At 37.1% G+C, this 14,499-nt stretch carries 10 protein-coding genes; 5 read left to right on the top strand and 5 right to left on the bottom strand.

The window, feature by feature from the left end:
• Positions 1 to 30 precede the first annotated feature (30 nt).
• Both BLS90_RS00550 and BLS90_RS00545 read right to left on the bottom strand, forming a co-directional pair.
• Complete coding sequence (locus tag BLS90_RS00550) at positions 31 to 2,031, bottom strand: fumarate reductase/succinate dehydrogenase flavoprotein subunit (protein WP_091253754.1); 2,001 nt, start codon at positions 2,029 to 2,031, stop codon at positions 31 to 33.
• 13 nt (positions 2,032 to 2,044) lie between these two features.
• Positions 2,045 to 2,710, bottom strand: a complete 666-nt coding sequence (locus BLS90_RS00545) for a succinate dehydrogenase cytochrome b subunit (protein WP_091253751.1) — start codon at positions 2,708 to 2,710, stop codon at positions 2,045 to 2,047.
• 369 nt (positions 2,711 to 3,079) lie between these two features.
• Here BLS90_RS00545 and BLS90_RS00540 point away from each other — a divergent pair, with 369 nt between their 5' ends.
• A complete protein-coding gene (locus tag BLS90_RS00540) occupies positions 3,080 to 4,441 on the top strand; it encodes a hydroxymethylglutaryl-CoA synthase family protein (RefSeq protein ID WP_091253748.1) in 1,362 nt (453 codons plus the stop codon).
• 78 nt (positions 4,442 to 4,519) lie between these two features.
• On the opposite strand, the gene BLS90_RS00535 is transcribed toward BLS90_RS00540, so the two are convergent.
• Positions 4,520 to 6,001 carry a helix-turn-helix domain-containing protein gene (locus BLS90_RS00535; protein ID WP_091253746.1) on the bottom strand — a complete coding sequence of 494 codons (1,482 nt, stop codon included), beginning with the start codon at positions 5,999 to 6,001 and terminating at the stop codon, positions 4,520 to 4,522.
• Positions 6,002 to 6,162: 161 nt separating this feature from the next.
• Here BLS90_RS00535 and aceB point away from each other — a divergent pair, with 161 nt between their 5' ends.
• Both aceB and aceA read left to right on the top strand, forming a co-directional pair.
• Positions 6,163 to 7,764, top strand: coding sequence for a malate synthase A (gene aceB, locus BLS90_RS00530; protein WP_091253744.1), 1,602 nt, complete (start codon positions 6,163 to 6,165; stop codon positions 7,762 to 7,764).
• Between the two features lie 46 nt (positions 7,765 to 7,810).
• The gene (aceA, locus tag BLS90_RS00525) at positions 7,811 to 9,091 is read left to right on the top strand and encodes an isocitrate lyase (protein WP_091253741.1); all 1,281 of its coding nucleotides are present in this window, start codon (positions 7,811 to 7,813) and stop codon (positions 9,089 to 9,091) included.
• A gap of 74 nt (positions 9,092 to 9,165) precedes the next feature.
• On the opposite strand, the gene BLS90_RS17285 is transcribed toward aceA, so the two are convergent.
• Both BLS90_RS17285 and BLS90_RS00520 read right to left on the bottom strand, forming a co-directional pair.
• The gene (locus tag BLS90_RS17285) at positions 9,166 to 9,426 is read right to left on the bottom strand and encodes a hypothetical protein (RefSeq protein ID WP_175455405.1); all 261 of its coding nucleotides are present in this window, start codon (positions 9,424 to 9,426) and stop codon (positions 9,166 to 9,168) included.
• 52 nt (positions 9,427 to 9,478) lie between these two features.
• Entirely contained in the window at positions 9,479 to 12,004 is a 2,526-nt protein-coding gene (locus tag BLS90_RS00520) for a WD40/YVTN/BNR-like repeat-containing protein (RefSeq protein WP_175455404.1), read from the bottom strand.
• 125 nt (positions 12,005 to 12,129) lie between these two features.
• Here BLS90_RS00520 and BLS90_RS00515 point away from each other — a divergent pair, with 125 nt between their 5' ends.
• Positions 12,130 to 13,422: an aminopeptidase P family protein gene (locus BLS90_RS00515; RefSeq protein WP_091253739.1), complete on the top strand. Its 1,293-nt coding sequence runs from the start codon at positions 12,130 to 12,132 to the stop codon at positions 13,420 to 13,422.
• 275 nt (positions 13,423 to 13,697) lie between these two features.
• Entirely contained in the window at positions 13,698 to 14,498 is an 801-nt protein-coding gene (locus BLS90_RS00510; RefSeq protein WP_091253736.1) for a TIGR00266 family protein, read from the top strand.
• Position 14,499: the final 1 nt, after the last annotated feature.

The following is a 14,499-nucleotide window of genomic DNA, read 5'->3' as shown; positions in this document are numbered from 1 at the left end:
TGACTTTAAGACCTGAGACATTTGACTAAATTATTTATAACTTCTTTGAACTAGTTTCACATTATCAAACACTAATTGCTCCTTGTGTAGCACTGCATCGCTAGGATTTCCTTTGTATTCCCATGCTGCAACGTAGGCAAAATTTTCGTCATCACGTTGTGCTTCTCCTTCTGGTGTTTGGTACTCTTCACGGAAATGTCCTCCACAAGATTCGTTTCTATGCAACGCGTCTTTAGCAAATAACTCTCCTAATTCAAGGAAATCTGCAATACGAAGTGCTTTGGCCAACTCTGGATTGAAACTATCTGCTGTTCCAGGAATTTTTACTTCTTTGTAAAATTCTTCTCTAATAGCTGCGATTTCGTTTTGTGCTTCGGTTAAACCCTCAGCATTACGTGCCATTCCAACTTTGTCCCACATAATTTTTCCTAATTTCTTATGGAAATAATCTGCTGGTTTTGAACCTCCATTATTCATCAAGGCTACAATCTGTTGTTTTACATTATTCTCTGCTTGCTCAAACTCAGGTGAATCAGTAGAAATGGTACCCATTTTAATATCTGGTGCCAAATAATCTCCAATAGTGTATGGTAATACAAAATAACCATCAGCCAAACCTTGCATCAACGCCGAAGCTCCTAATCTGTTGGCCCCGTGATCTGAGAAGTTAGATTCTCCAATAGAAAAACATCCAGGAATAGTCGTTTGTAAGTTATAATCAACCCAAGTTCCTCCCATAGTATAATGCACTGCAGGATAAATCATCATAGGCGTTGCGTATGGATTCTCATCTACAATTTTTTCATACATCTGGAATAAGTTACCGTATTTATTGGCTACAACTTCAGTTCCTAATTTAACAACCAAAGCTTTATCATTCTCGTCTAAATGCTTTAATCGCGCTTGATCCACTCCATATCTTTCAATTGCCGCAGCAAAATCAAGGTAAACCGCTTCTCCTGTTTTATTAACACCAAAACCGGCATCACATCTTTCTTTAGCTGCACGAGAAGCAATATCTCTAGGTACTAAATTTCCAAAAGCTGGATATCTTCTTTCTAAATAATAATCTCTGTCCGCTTCTGCAATTTGAGTTGGTTTTAATTTTCCCTCACGAATCGCTTTTGCATCTTCTAGTTTTGCAGGAACCCAAATACGTCCATCATTACGCAAGGATTCTGACATTAATGTCAATTTTGCCTGATGATCTCCAGATACTGGAATACATGTTGGGTGAATTTGCGTGTAACAAGGATTTGCAAAATACGCTCCTCTTTTGTGAATTTTCCAAGCTGCTGTTACGTTACTTCCCATTGCGTTAGTCGACAAGAAAAATACGTTTCCGTATCCTCCAGAAGCAATAACTACAGCATGTGCAGAGTGTCTTTCGATTTCTCCTGTAACCAAGTTACGTGCTATAATCCCTCTCGCTTTTCCGTTTACAATTACTAAATCTAGCATCTCGTGACGGTTGTGCATTTTTATTTTTCCACGACCTATTTGGCGATTCATTGCTGAATACGCTCCTAATAATAATTGTTGTCCCGTTTGTCCTTTAGCATAAAAAGTTCTAGAAACTAATGTCCCTCCAAAAGAACGGTTATCTAATAATCCACCATATTCACGAGCAAAAGGAACACCTTGAGCCACACACTGATCAATAATATTAGTTGAAACCTCAGCTAGACGGTGTACGTTTGCTTCACGCGCACGATAATCGCCTCCTTTTACTGTATCATAAAACAAACGGAAAGTTGAATCTCCATCTCCTTGATAATTCTTTGCAGCGTTAATCCCCCCTTGTGCAGCAATAGAGTGCGCACGACGTGGTGAATCTTGAAAACAAAATGCTTTTACGTTATATCCTAACTCTGCTAATGTTGCAGCTGCAGAACCTCCAGCTAATCCAGTACCAACTACAATAATATCTAAATTACGTTTGTTAGCAGGGTTTACTAAATTAATATGATCTTTATAATTTGTCCATTTGTCCGAAATTGAACCTCCTGGAATTTTTGAATCTAATGCCATTTATAATTTAATATTAATGATTAAAATGATGAAATAATGCAATGAAAATGAAACCAAAAGGAATTACGATTGCAAAACCGTATCCGAAACCTTTTAACGATTTTGAATACTTATTATTAAATCCAACGGATTGAAAAGAAGAACTGAATCCATGCCATAAGTGCAATGACAATAAAAGGAATGATAAGGAATACAACCCCGTACGTATTGGACTCTCAAATTTTTCAGCTAATTCATGAAAATATCTAGTTTCATTCAATGGACTAACATCTACGTATTTGTAAACCATTTCGGGAACCCAAAAATCATAAAAATGAACTAATAAAAACGCTAAAACTACTGATCCAGAAATAATCATATTTCTTGAAGCCCAAGAAGAATTAGCCGCTCCGTTATTCTTAGCATAAGAAATTGGTCTTGCACTGTTATTTTTAAATTCCAAGACAAAACCCATGATAAAGTGAAATATTACCCCTACAATCAATATAGGCTGTATAACAAATTGAACCAATGGATTATTTCCCATAAAGTGGGAAATGGAATTAAAAGTATCGGCACTGAAAACCGATGTCATATTGATAAAAAAATGCTGTGCTAGAAACAACATTAGAAAAAGGCCTGAAAGTGCCATAGCTACTTTTTTTGCTATTGACGATTTCAATAATGCAGATTTTGCCATAAGATTTAAATAATTGATTTTAAAGAATTGTACAAAAATAAAGCAATTAGACAGCAACTACAACCTTTTCGCTGTTATTTATAATGAATTTAAAGTGTTTTACACAAAACACCAAGAAATCCTTAAAAATCTAACATATACCCTAAAATTGACAGAAAAGCGATTAAACAAAAAAGAAAAAAATCATAAATAGATCATCGCGATATTGCTGAAAAAGCAAGCTGTAAGTAGTCCAAAAATAGCAATTCAATAATTTTTATCAAGCTAAATTTCCAAATCAACAAAAAGAACAAGACTAGCCATTTTACGACTCCAAATCACTTGCTGTAGCTGGCTATGCTTTTAACTTTGTCCTTAAAAATTTAAAGAATGAAAATAGGAATTGACGCTATCACTTTTGATGTTGCAAAAATACATTTACCAATCAAAACCTTGGCAAAAGCCAGAAATATTGATCTCGAAAAATTAGAAAAAGGACTGGGACTACTCAAAATGACTTTACCGGACACCCATCAAGACACAGTAGTTTTTGGCGCCAACGCCTTGACAAAATTAATTATAGACCATGCAATTGAACTTAAAGATATAGCCCGCATTTATGTAGGCACCGAAAGTGCTATTGACAGCTCAAAACCACTAGGCTCTTTTTTAGTCGCTTTAATGGAACAAAAATTTGGACAAAATACATTATCAGAATGCGATGTGGTCGATTTTACTTTTGCCTGCATCGGCGGGGTAGACGCCATGCAAAACTGTATTGATTATGTAAAATTAAATCCAACTAAGAAAGCAATTGTAATTGCAACTGATTTTGCTAAGTACGATTTAAACTCTACTGGAGAATACACGCAAGGCGCAGGTGCTTTGGCAATGTTGATTACATCTAACCCAAGAATTATTGCTTTCGAAAAGCATTGGGCCACCAGTACCAAAGGTGTTTTTGATTTTTTTAAACCATATCGCGCCATTTCTAAAACTGCCATAACTGGAAATACAACCAACGAACCTTGGTTTGAAAATCTAGAGAACGAGATAGAAATCCACAAAGACCAACCGGTTTTTGACGGTCAATATTCAAATCAATGTTACATGGATCGTACTAAAGACGCTTATTTTTCATTCAAAAAATTAAAAAACACTACTGAAACCGTTTACGATTCTTGGAAAAGCATTGTCATGCACTTGCCTTATGCCTTTCAGGGACGTCGAATGTTGTCTGAAATTTATGCTTTGGATGCCTCCAATACTACTATATCAGGAAACGAAGATGCTGTGGAATACCAAAACATACTGAAAGAAATCAGCAAATCAGAAGCCTACAAAGAATTTGTAAAGGAAAAATTAATACCTGCAGAAATCGCTTCTTCTTTAATTGGAAATCTATACACAGGTTCTATTTTCATGGGATTACTATCGACTTTGGCCCATTTTTACGACACTGAAAAAGAAATTTCTGGAACTATATTTGGATTCCTAGCCTACGGAAGCGGCTCAAAATCGAAAGTATTTGAAGGAACAATTCAACCCAATTGGAAATCAGCCATGACAAGCGTACACCTTTTTGAAACCTTAGAAAAAAGCTTAGAGATTGATTTTGAGACCTACGAAAAGCTCCATAAAAAGGAACAAAAAACCAGCATTCAAACTCCACAAAACGAATGGACTCTGGATCGCATTGAAACTGAAAATCCTAACTTATTAGGGGCTCGCTATTACAAGTGGACCAAATAATTAAACCTTAAGATAAAAAAGTGATGAAAATTTTACTATGAATTTTTTGTCGCTTTCTTTTTTTAACACAATATCCATCTAACTAAACTTCGCCATATACTGTTGCACAATCAAATCTGTATTTTCATTGCGTGTTTTCTGCTCTAATTGAATTGGTGGCGAAACTCTTTCCAAACAATTTTTAACTGCACAAGTTTCACAAGTAACTCCAACCACTTGTTTCTTAATGGAATTGCTTTCCATAAATTTAAATTTCTTTTTAACCGCTGGCGTGATCAAAATTCCAACAGAAATACTACGGATACAATCTACCTTGAACGGATCTGGTGTTGCTGATGAAAAAACCAAGTATTCATTTTTACTGTTTTCATAACTGGATATTTGAGCGTCAAAGAAGTGATTTTTCTTTTGTTTCAAAGATTCCTCAATGGTCCGAATAGAAACCCAGCGGCGGCAATAATGCTCATTCATTTCATTCGCATGCGGTTCCTGCTGATTCGTGATGTGTAATTCTTTTTTTATCTGATACGTATCAGCTCCTATTTGATGAGACAATCTAAGAAAAAAGAGATTCTTTAATTGAAAATCTTTTGGTAAAATATTGGTTAATCTTTGGTAAAAAGATTCTGGAGAAACATTAAATCCGCTCATTAGCGCGATCATCTCTTGCGGTTTTGGATCTGTTTTTGCTAAAAATAAATTCAGTTCGTCTATCAGTTTTTGTCTCGGAATAAGCAATGCTCCCGCAAAGTATGAAGCGTAAAAATTATTCAGAACCTGATCAAAATTATCAAACTTAATCCAGCTGAACGTATACAATCTTTCGGTTATTTCTAAAAAATTATAGGCAATTTCTTTGGCTAGAATAAATGCTTTTTGAGGTTCATCAATATCTAGCGAAAGCAATAACGTCTTACTTTTTGGGACAAATATCGATCGTAAGTCCCCTAACTGTTCTTGTTCAGAAAAAACCAACTCTTGGATTGTGTAGCCATATTCCTCAATCAATATTGCCGTGAGCTCCTCAATAGAAATTTTACTATCAATATTTACATAAAAAGCTTTGGAGAAGTCCAAGACCTTTTGCTCTAAATCTTCAAAGTAGTTATTGTGCGCCTCTTGATACGAGCGTAAGGAAGCCAAAAAGAAACTTTCTCGGGTCAAATTATAATGTTGGGCAATCTCAATAATCGTACTTATAAAGGCATTGACTTTTGCAGGAGCGTTAGCAATAATATCGATTAGATCGTTTTCCTGAATTCCGAAAATTTCCAACGGAATTTCTTTCAAAATGCCAGATTTTAGAATTTCTCCAATAGGTGCTAGATTATTATCCAGTTTTAAAGACACCATATTATCATACGAAACTTCTAATTTTTCAGCCAAAAGAATGATTTTATCTGTTTTGGGATACTTCTTCCCTTTCTCAATTTCATTTAAATACGATTTTGAAAGGTCTGTAATTTTGGCTAAGCCAAATAAAGATAAATTCTTATTCGTACGCGCCTGCTTGAGTTTTAGGCCAAAAATCAGCTTGATGTAATCCTTTTCTATGTTCATAATTCAAATATACATTAAAAAATATTTGCGTCAAAAAAATTATTTTTAACTTTTAGCGTACGTTCGCTTGTTTTGTAAAAAACTTTTTGTAGTATTGCAGTGTTGAATAATTACATATTCTTATCAAAAGTCAATTAGTGTTAAATTAAATAAGCCATAAAATGAAATTTAAAGAAGTATATTCGGAAAATTTGTTAAATTTTTCAGAAGAAACCACGGAACGTTTCCCAGAGATCTTAACTGACGAAGCAATGACTTTTTTGTCTTTACTTCATGAGAATTTTAACGAAAAAAGACTAGCTCTTTTGGAGGAAAGAAAGAAGCAACAAGCATTATTCGATGCAGGTGCAGTACCCACTTTTCCCCTTGAAACAAAAAGCATTCGAGAAAGTAATTGGGAAGCAGCCACGACACCAGCCGATTTATTAGACCGAAGAGTCGAAATAACGGGACCCGTCGATAGAAAAATGGTCATCAACGCCTTGAATTCTGGAGCAAAAACGTTCATGGCCGATTTTGAAGACAGCACATCACCAACTTGGAGCAACTTAATGACCGGCCAAGAGAATCTTAAAGATGCTGTAAACAAAACCATCACCTTAGAGGACACAGTAAAAAATAAAAAATACAGCCTCAACAATCAAACAGCCGTATTACTTGTTCGCCCAAGAGGATTGCATCTACCTGAAAAACATCTTTTAGCAAATGGAGAAACAACTTCAGGTTCGTTAATTGACTTCGGCTTGTATGCTTTTCACAATCATAAAAAGCTGATTGAAGATGGAACGGCACCATATTTTTATATTCCGAAACTAGAACATTACCTGGAAGCAAGATGGTGGAACGAAGTTTTCGAATTCACGCAGGAATATTTGGGCGTGGAAAACGGAACATTCAAAGCCACAGTTTTAATCGAAACAATTACAGCTAGTTTTCAATTGGACGAAATCATTTTTGAATTAAAAGATCATATTGTAGGGCTTAATTGCGGACGATGGGATTATATTTTCTCTTTCATCAAAAAACTTAGAAATAATCCAAAGTTTATAGTTCCAAACAGAGATCAGGTAACCATGACTGCACCGTTCATGAGTGCCTATTCCCAACTAGTAATTCAAAGATGCCACAAGCGAAATATTCATGCAATTGGCGGAATGGCCGCACAAATTCCGATAAAAAATAACGAAGAAGCCAACAAAGTAGCTTTCGATAAAGTAATTGCCGACAAAGAACGTGAGGTTAAAAATGGTCATGATGGTACTTGGGTTGCACATCCTGATTTAGTTTCACTTGCCATGACCGTTTTCGACAAATACATGCCAACTAAAAACCAAATTCACATAAAAAGAGAGAACGTACATGTTACCGAAGGCGATTTACTTGAAACCCCAAAAGGAACCATTACCGAGGAAGGTGTTCGAAAAAACATTAGTATTTCCGTTCTATATATCGCTTCATGGCTTAACGGACAAGGTGCAGCAGCGTTGCACAATTTGATGGAAGATGCTGCTACTGCTGAGATTTCGAGATCACAATTGTGGCAATGGCTTCAAAACAAAGTTCTTTTAGACAATCAAAAAGTATTGAATGAAAAATACTATCACCGCTTAGCGATGGAGGAATTTGAAAAAATCCGAAAGCTCGTTGGAGATGAAAATCATGAAAAACAAAAATACAGACTGGCGGAACAATTATTAGACATTCTAGTCGTAAACGACAATTTTATCGAATTTTTGACTCTACCAGGATACAAATACATTTAAAAAATTAATTACAATCCCTATTAACAAACAACCAAAAAAAAGAAAAATGAAAACTACAGAAACAAGAATTCAAGAATTAGTTACCGACTGGATTACGAACCCAAGATGGAATGGTATTGAGCGACCTTATACTGCTGAAGAGGTGGTAAAATTACAAGGTTCGTATCAAATAGAACACAGTGTAGCCAGAATTGGAGCGAATACTTTATGGAATAAACTAAATTCTCAGGATTTTGTAGCCGGACTTGGCGCGCTAACCGGAAACCAGGCCATACAAGAGGTAGAAGCAGGATTAGATGCTATTTATTTGAGCGGATGGCAGGTTGCTGCTGATGCAAATGTAGCTGGAGAAATGTATCCTGACCAATCTTTATACCCTGCGAACAGTGTTCCATTGGTAGTAAAAAGAATCAACAATGCCCTTTTGAGAGCAGATCAAATACAAGTGGTTAACGGCACTACAGACAAGAAAGACTATCTGGTTCCTATTGTGGCTGACGCCGAAGCTGGTTTTGGCGGAAACCTGAACGCTTTCGAATTAATGAAGGCGATGATTGAAGCGGGAGCTGCCGGGGTTCACTTTGAAGATCAATTGAGTTCTGCTAAAAAATGCGGACACTTAGGGGGAAAGGTATTGGTTCCTACTCAAGAAGCTATCAACAAATTGATTGCGGCACGTTTAGCCGCTGACGTAATGGGAACGCCAACAATTGTTGTGGCCCGCACAGATGCTGATGCAGCCAACTTATTGACTAGTGATATTGATCCAAGAGATGCTAAATTTATCACGGGAGAAAAAACGGGAGAAGGGTTTTTCTATGTGAATTGTGGCGTGGAGCAAGGAATTGACAGAGGATTGAGTTATGCACCTTACGCTGATTTAATTTGGATGGAAACAAGTAATCCAGATCTGGATTATGCAAGAAAATTTGCTGAAGGAATTCATGCAAAATTCCCTGGAAAAATGTTGGCTTACAATTGTTCACCTTCTTTCAACTGGGCTGCAAAATTATCAGTTGCCGAAATGGAAACATTCCGCGAAGATCTTGCAGCAATGGGATATAAATTCCAGTTCATCACTTTAGCAGGATTCCACGCATTGAACACGAGTATGTTCGAATTGTCTAAAGCCTACAAAGAAAGAGGAATGGCAGGCTATTCTGAATTGCAGGAAAGAGAATTTGCTTTGCAAAAACATGGTTTCAAAGCAGTAAAACATCAAGGTTTCGTAGGAACATCCTATTTTGATGCGGTACAAAATACCGTGACAATTGGAAAATCTTCTACAACCGCAATGAAAGATTCTACAGAAGTAGCTCAGTTTTAAATAAAGTAGCAACCATAAAAAAAACACGATTTCAGATGGAATCGTGTTTTTTGTTTTTAAAATAAAAAGACTTTCTATTTTGATTCTATAATTTCAAGATCAGTAACTACTTTCTCTTTTCCTTTTTGAATACTGATTTTATTGATTGAAATTGGAAGGTAATATTTCCCATTTTTGGCTTCTTCCAATTTTAGTTTTTTGTCTTTATTTTTCCAATTATCAGCAGTTGCTTTGCTTATGGAAAGATCGTAAACGTGCTTATTTAGTCCTTTTGACGCTTTCACTTTCTGAGAATAAACGACTTCTTTTAAACTGTTTTCAATTTGCAAAAGCACTTCCGAATCCCCATTCGAATAAAACCAAATCTCTGCTTTTGGTTCTGAAGCCTCAGCCCAAGAACTCCAGCTGTTCCCCCCATTCTCTTGATTTTTTTATCTTTTTTAGTTCAAAAACATGAAGATTTTCCGCTATCACTTTATCGCTCAATTGTTGCACTTGCTCTAAATTGACTTTATAAATCGAACGTCCGTGAGTTCCTACCACTAAATCTTTTACTTTCTTTTGAATCACTAGATCGTGAACCGCAACGTTCGGAATTCCGTTCGAAAAATCATCCCAAGTTGTTCCTTTATTTAGTGAAACATACAATCCGTTATCCGTTCCCAGATACAAAACATTTTCGTTAACATTATCTTCCACAATCACATTCACTGGACTTGCAGGCAAATTAGTAGCTATATTTTTCCAAGTTTGACCAAAATCATCTGACACATACACATAACTAGTGAAATCATCATTTCGATATCCGTTTAAAGTCGCATACACTCTTTCTTTCTTGTGTGCCGAAGCCACGACTCTGGAAACCCAACGATTTTGAGGCAAATTTTCTGAAATTTTGTTCCAAGTCGAAGCACCGTCTTTCGAAACATGAATCAATCCGTCATCACTTCCTGTATAGAGTAAACCAAACTGCAAAGTGCTTTCACTAATAGCTGCGATGGTTCCAAAAGCTACATTTCCTTCTTTCACTCCTTGTGTCAAATCAGGCGAAATCGCAGTCCAAGTTTGCCCTTGATTCATCGAACGGTGCAAGAAATTAGATCCCATGTATAAAATATCTTGGTTGTGCGAAGACAATAAAATAGGCGTTTGCCAATTGAATCGAAATGGTTTCTCGTCCTTTTTTGGCTTTAGCGAAATATACTCTCGCTTGTTAGTTGCACGATCAATTCTGTAATAATTTCCAAATTGGAATCCCGTATAAACAATATTTGGGTTTCTTTTATCGATTTGAGTTTGCATTCCGTCGCCTCCCATCAAATTTTCGTACGGATATTTTCCGGTTTGGTACCATTCTGAGGAATATTTATACGTACTTGGTCCAACCCAAACGCCATTATCCTGCATCCCTCCATAGATATTATACGGTTCTTGCTCATCTACATTCACCGCATAAAACTGACTTACGCTATGGGAATTCCCTTTGAACCAATGTGCTCCATCATCGTATGAAATATTCAAACCACCATCATTTCCATTAATTAAATGCCCGGATTTATTTGGGTTCACCCAAACTACATGATGATCTGCGTGAACATTCTCTTCGCTTATGGAAGTGAATGTTTTTCCGCCATCATTTGATTTTATAATGGGTACACCTGATAAATAAATTTTATTGACATCGTTTGGATCAACAGAAATGACGCTGAAATAATAGCCGTAAGAATAAAAGAAATCATCGATAAAATCTTGATGGGTCTTCGTCCAGTTTTTTCCTCCATTACTTGATTTGTATACTTCGGCACCAATAACTTCTGTTTCGGCTAAACTATTTATAGCATCCAAAACTACTTTTGCAGCTTCGTTAGGTTGCAAATACCCGTTTTGAACCCAGTGTTTGATGTTTTCTGCTCTGTATTTTTCGGTTAAACCGTAATTCTTTAAAATAGAATTCAGACTTTTATTGGGCAATTTCAAGAATTCGTCTCCCGGGACAGAAAATGCAATTGGTAATGAATTGCTTTTTTTGGATCCACCCGGCCTTTTGAACTGGTTATCCAAAACAGCATACACGTTATTATCGTCATACACCGCTAAACCAATTCTCCCAACGCCTTCACCAACAGGAAATCCACTTTCAGCATTTGAAAAAAGTTTCCAAGTTAATCCCGCATCTTCACTTTTATAAATTCCCGAAGTGGCGCCGCTTCCTATAAAATCCCACGCTTTTCTGTCTTTACTCCAAGAAGACGCAAATTGAACCTTAAAGTTTTTTGGCGAAATAGCCACATCAATAATCCCGGTTTCGTCATCGATATAAAGGGTTTTACTCCATGTTTTTCCACCATTTGTTGTTTTATAAATTCCTCGTTCTTCATTTTTAGAATACAAATGACCCACTGCGCCCACAACAATTTCATCTGGATTTGATGGATTTATCAGGATTCTACTGATGTGATGGCTGTCGTGCAAACCCATATTTTGCCAAGTCTTTCCTTTATCTTCCGATTTCAAAATTCCAATTCCGGCGTAAGACGATCGGGACGAATTCACTTCGCCAGTTCCTACCCAAATCGTTCCTCTTTTCCAGTCTATCGCGATATCACCCACATTTTGCGTAGGCGCCGCATCCATAACTGAAGTAAAACTCATTCCGTTATTATTCGTATGCCAAAGTCCACCCGAAGCATATCCCACATAAAATTCGGTTGGATTTTCCGGATTTACGTCCACATCCACCACTCTGCCGCTCATCACCGTTGGCCCCACATTTTCGAAAGTAACCTGCTGAAAAAGCGATTGATTTTCCATTATTTTCTTGGCTACCAATGATTGCTGAATCGCTTCCACAGAAACTTGTCCCCAAGAGACACTTTGTATGATAAGAGCAGAGAATAGTACTATTTTTTTCATGTAAACTGATTTGAATTGGAAAATTAATCATAAAAATAGTTATCTGGAAATTTTATAGTGTAATTAACATCCGTTTCTCTCAAAGTTAGTATTTTTGAATAATCAATGTATAAAAACGAATTGTTATGAAATACCATCAAATTGACCGAGATTTATTTATAAAAAACAGAGAAAAATTCATGGCTCAGATGAAGCCAAAAAGTGTTGCCATCTTCAATTCTAATGATATTTATCCCGTTTCTGCAGATAGTACGTTGCCATTTGCACAACACCGCGACATATTTTACTTAAGCGGAGTCGATCAGGAAGAAAGTATTTTACTGCTTTTCCCGGATGGGCCTTACGAGCACCAAAGAGAAATGGTATTCTTGAAAGAAACCAGCGAGCACATTGCCATTTGGGAAGGTGAAAAACTAACCAAAGAGCGTGCTTTTGAAGTAACGGGAATCAGAACCGTGTATTGGTTGCAAGATTTTGAAAAAGTATTGTTCGAAATGATGACTCATGCTGAAACAATTTACATCAATACAAACGAGCATTACCGTGCCACTGTAGAAACTGAAACGCGTGAAGCCCGTTTTGTAAAATGGTGGAAAGAAAAATATCCGGCACATACTGTCGCAAAAAGCAATCCTATATTGCAACGCCTTCGTTCTGTAAAAGAAACCGAAGAATTGGATTTAATCCAAAAAGCCTGTAATATTACTGAACTTGGTTTTAGAAGATTATTGCCTTTCGTGAAACCAAACGTGACCGAATACGAAATCGAAGCCGAGTTGATTCACGAATTCATTCGCAACCGTTCCCGTGGTTTCGCTTACACGCCAATTATAGCTTCCGGAAACAATGCCAATGTGTTGCATTACATTGAAAACAACCAACAATGCAAAGCCGGCGATTTGATTTTACTGGATGTTGCAGCTGAATATGCAAATTATTCGAGTGATATGACGCGTACCATTCCAGTTTCAGGAAAGTACACCAAAAGACAAAAAGAAGTATACAATGCCGTTTTACGTGTGAAAAACGAAGCGACCAAAATGCTGACTACAGGAACACTTTGGAAACAATATCATATCGAAGTAGGTAAATTAATGACTTCAGAATTGCTAGGTTTGGGTCTTATTGACACAGCCGATGTGCAAAATGAAAAACCCGAATGGCCTGCTTATAAAAAATATTTCATGCACGGAACATCGCACCACATGGGATTGGACACGCACGATTACGGAATTCTTACTGAACCTATGCAAGCCAATATGGTGTTCACCGTTGAGCCGGGAATCTACATTCCTGCCGAAGGTTTCGGAATCCGTCTGGAGGACAACATCATCGTTCAAGAAAGCGGCGAACCGTTCAACATGATGCGCAACATCCCAATTGAAGTGGACGAAATCGAAGAGTTAATGAACGCATAATACGTCTTTCATATATAAAACAGGCAGTCTAGAGCAATCTAGGCTGTTTTTTTTTGAGCAGAAAGTATCGCTTTTCAAAACAACGTTTCCTCCTGCTGTCCGTTATATCTCTTGGTCCGTTGCACTTTACAAGAGGATATCACTTCCATCAGGGCTACACAGAACGTATGTTTTTCAGAAGAACCAAAATGTTAAATCCATTATAAAACCTAAAAAAGGCTGTAACATTTTATACCTATCTCCAACTTATCTATTCAATCAAAATACTAAAAATCATGCAAGCACACGAAATAGACTACCACATTTACGGCGAGGAAATGCAGTATGTGGAAATAGAATTGGACCCACAGGAAATTGTAATTGCCGAAGCGGGCAGTTTTATGATGATGGACAATAATATCCAAATGGAAACCATTTTTGGAGACGGTTCCGGACAGGAAAACGGATTGTTCGGTAAACTTTTAAGCGCCGGAAAACGAGTACTGACCGGTGAAAGTCTTTTTATGACGGCGTTCATCAATCAAAACAATACCAAAAGCAAAGTTTCATTCGCATCGCCTTATCCCGGAAAAATTATCCCAATTGACTTGACACAATTTAACGGAAAATTCATTTGCCAGAAAGATGCTTTCCTTTGCGCTGCCAAAGGCGTTTCGGTTGGGATTGAATTCTCTAAAAAACTGGGCCGCGGACTGTTTGGTGGTGAAGGTTTCATCATGCAAAAAATAGAAGGTGACGGAATGGCGTTTGTACATACCGGCGGAACATTAGCCAAAAAAGAATTAGCAGCAGGCGAAATCCTAAAAGTCGACACCGGTTGCATTGTAGGTTTCACCAAAGATGTCGATTATGATATTGAGTTTATTGGCGGCATCAAGAATTCTATTTTTGGTGGCGAAGGATTATTTTACGCCACACTGCGCGGTCCGGGAACAGTTTATGTACAATCCTTGCCTTTCAGCCGACTTGCCGATAGAATCATTGCATCTGCACCAAGAGCAGGCGGAAACAGTCGTGACGAAGGAAGTTTATTAGGCGGATTAGGAAGCATGCTTAATGGAGATCGACGATTTTAAA

Origin of the sequence: Flavobacterium omnivorum (genome assembly GCF_900099915.1) — a bacterium.
Taxonomy (GTDB): Bacteria; Bacteroidota; Bacteroidia; order Flavobacteriales; family Flavobacteriaceae; genus Flavobacterium; species Flavobacterium omnivorum.
Note: the sequence above shows the minus strand (reverse complement) of the source record. Positions and strands in the feature narration are given on the sequence as shown.

What these genes read in the sequence shown, in the direction of transcription:
- BLS90_RS00550 (WP_091253754.1), bottom strand. Translation starts at nt 2,031, where the DNA reads ATGGCATTAGATTCAAAAATTCCAGGAGGTTCAATTTCGGACAAATGG.
- BLS90_RS00545 (WP_091253751.1), bottom strand. Translation starts at nt 2,710, where the DNA reads ATGGCAAAATCTGCATTATTGAAATCGTCAATAGCAAAAAAAGTAGCT.
- BLS90_RS00540 (WP_091253748.1), top strand. Translation starts at nt 3,080, where the DNA reads ATGAAAATAGGAATTGACGCTATCACTTTTGATGTTGCAAAAATACAT.
- BLS90_RS00535 (WP_091253746.1), bottom strand. Translation starts at nt 6,001, where the DNA reads ATGAACATAGAAAAGGATTACATCAAGCTGATTTTTGGCCTAAAACTC.
- aceB (WP_091253744.1), top strand. Translation starts at nt 6,163, where the DNA reads ATGAAATTTAAAGAAGTATATTCGGAAAATTTGTTAAATTTTTCAGAA.
- aceA (WP_091253741.1), top strand. Translation starts at nt 7,811, where the DNA reads ATGAAAACTACAGAAACAAGAATTCAAGAATTAGTTACCGACTGGATT.
- BLS90_RS00520 (WP_175455404.1), bottom strand. Translation starts at nt 12,004, where the DNA reads ATGAAAAAAATAGTACTATTCTCTGCTCTTATCATACAAAGTGTCTCT.
- BLS90_RS00515 (WP_091253739.1), top strand. Translation starts at nt 12,130, where the DNA reads ATGAAATACCATCAAATTGACCGAGATTTATTTATAAAAAACAGAGAA.
- BLS90_RS00510 (WP_091253736.1), top strand. Translation starts at nt 13,698, where the DNA reads ATGCAAGCACACGAAATAGACTACCACATTTACGGCGAGGAAATGCAG.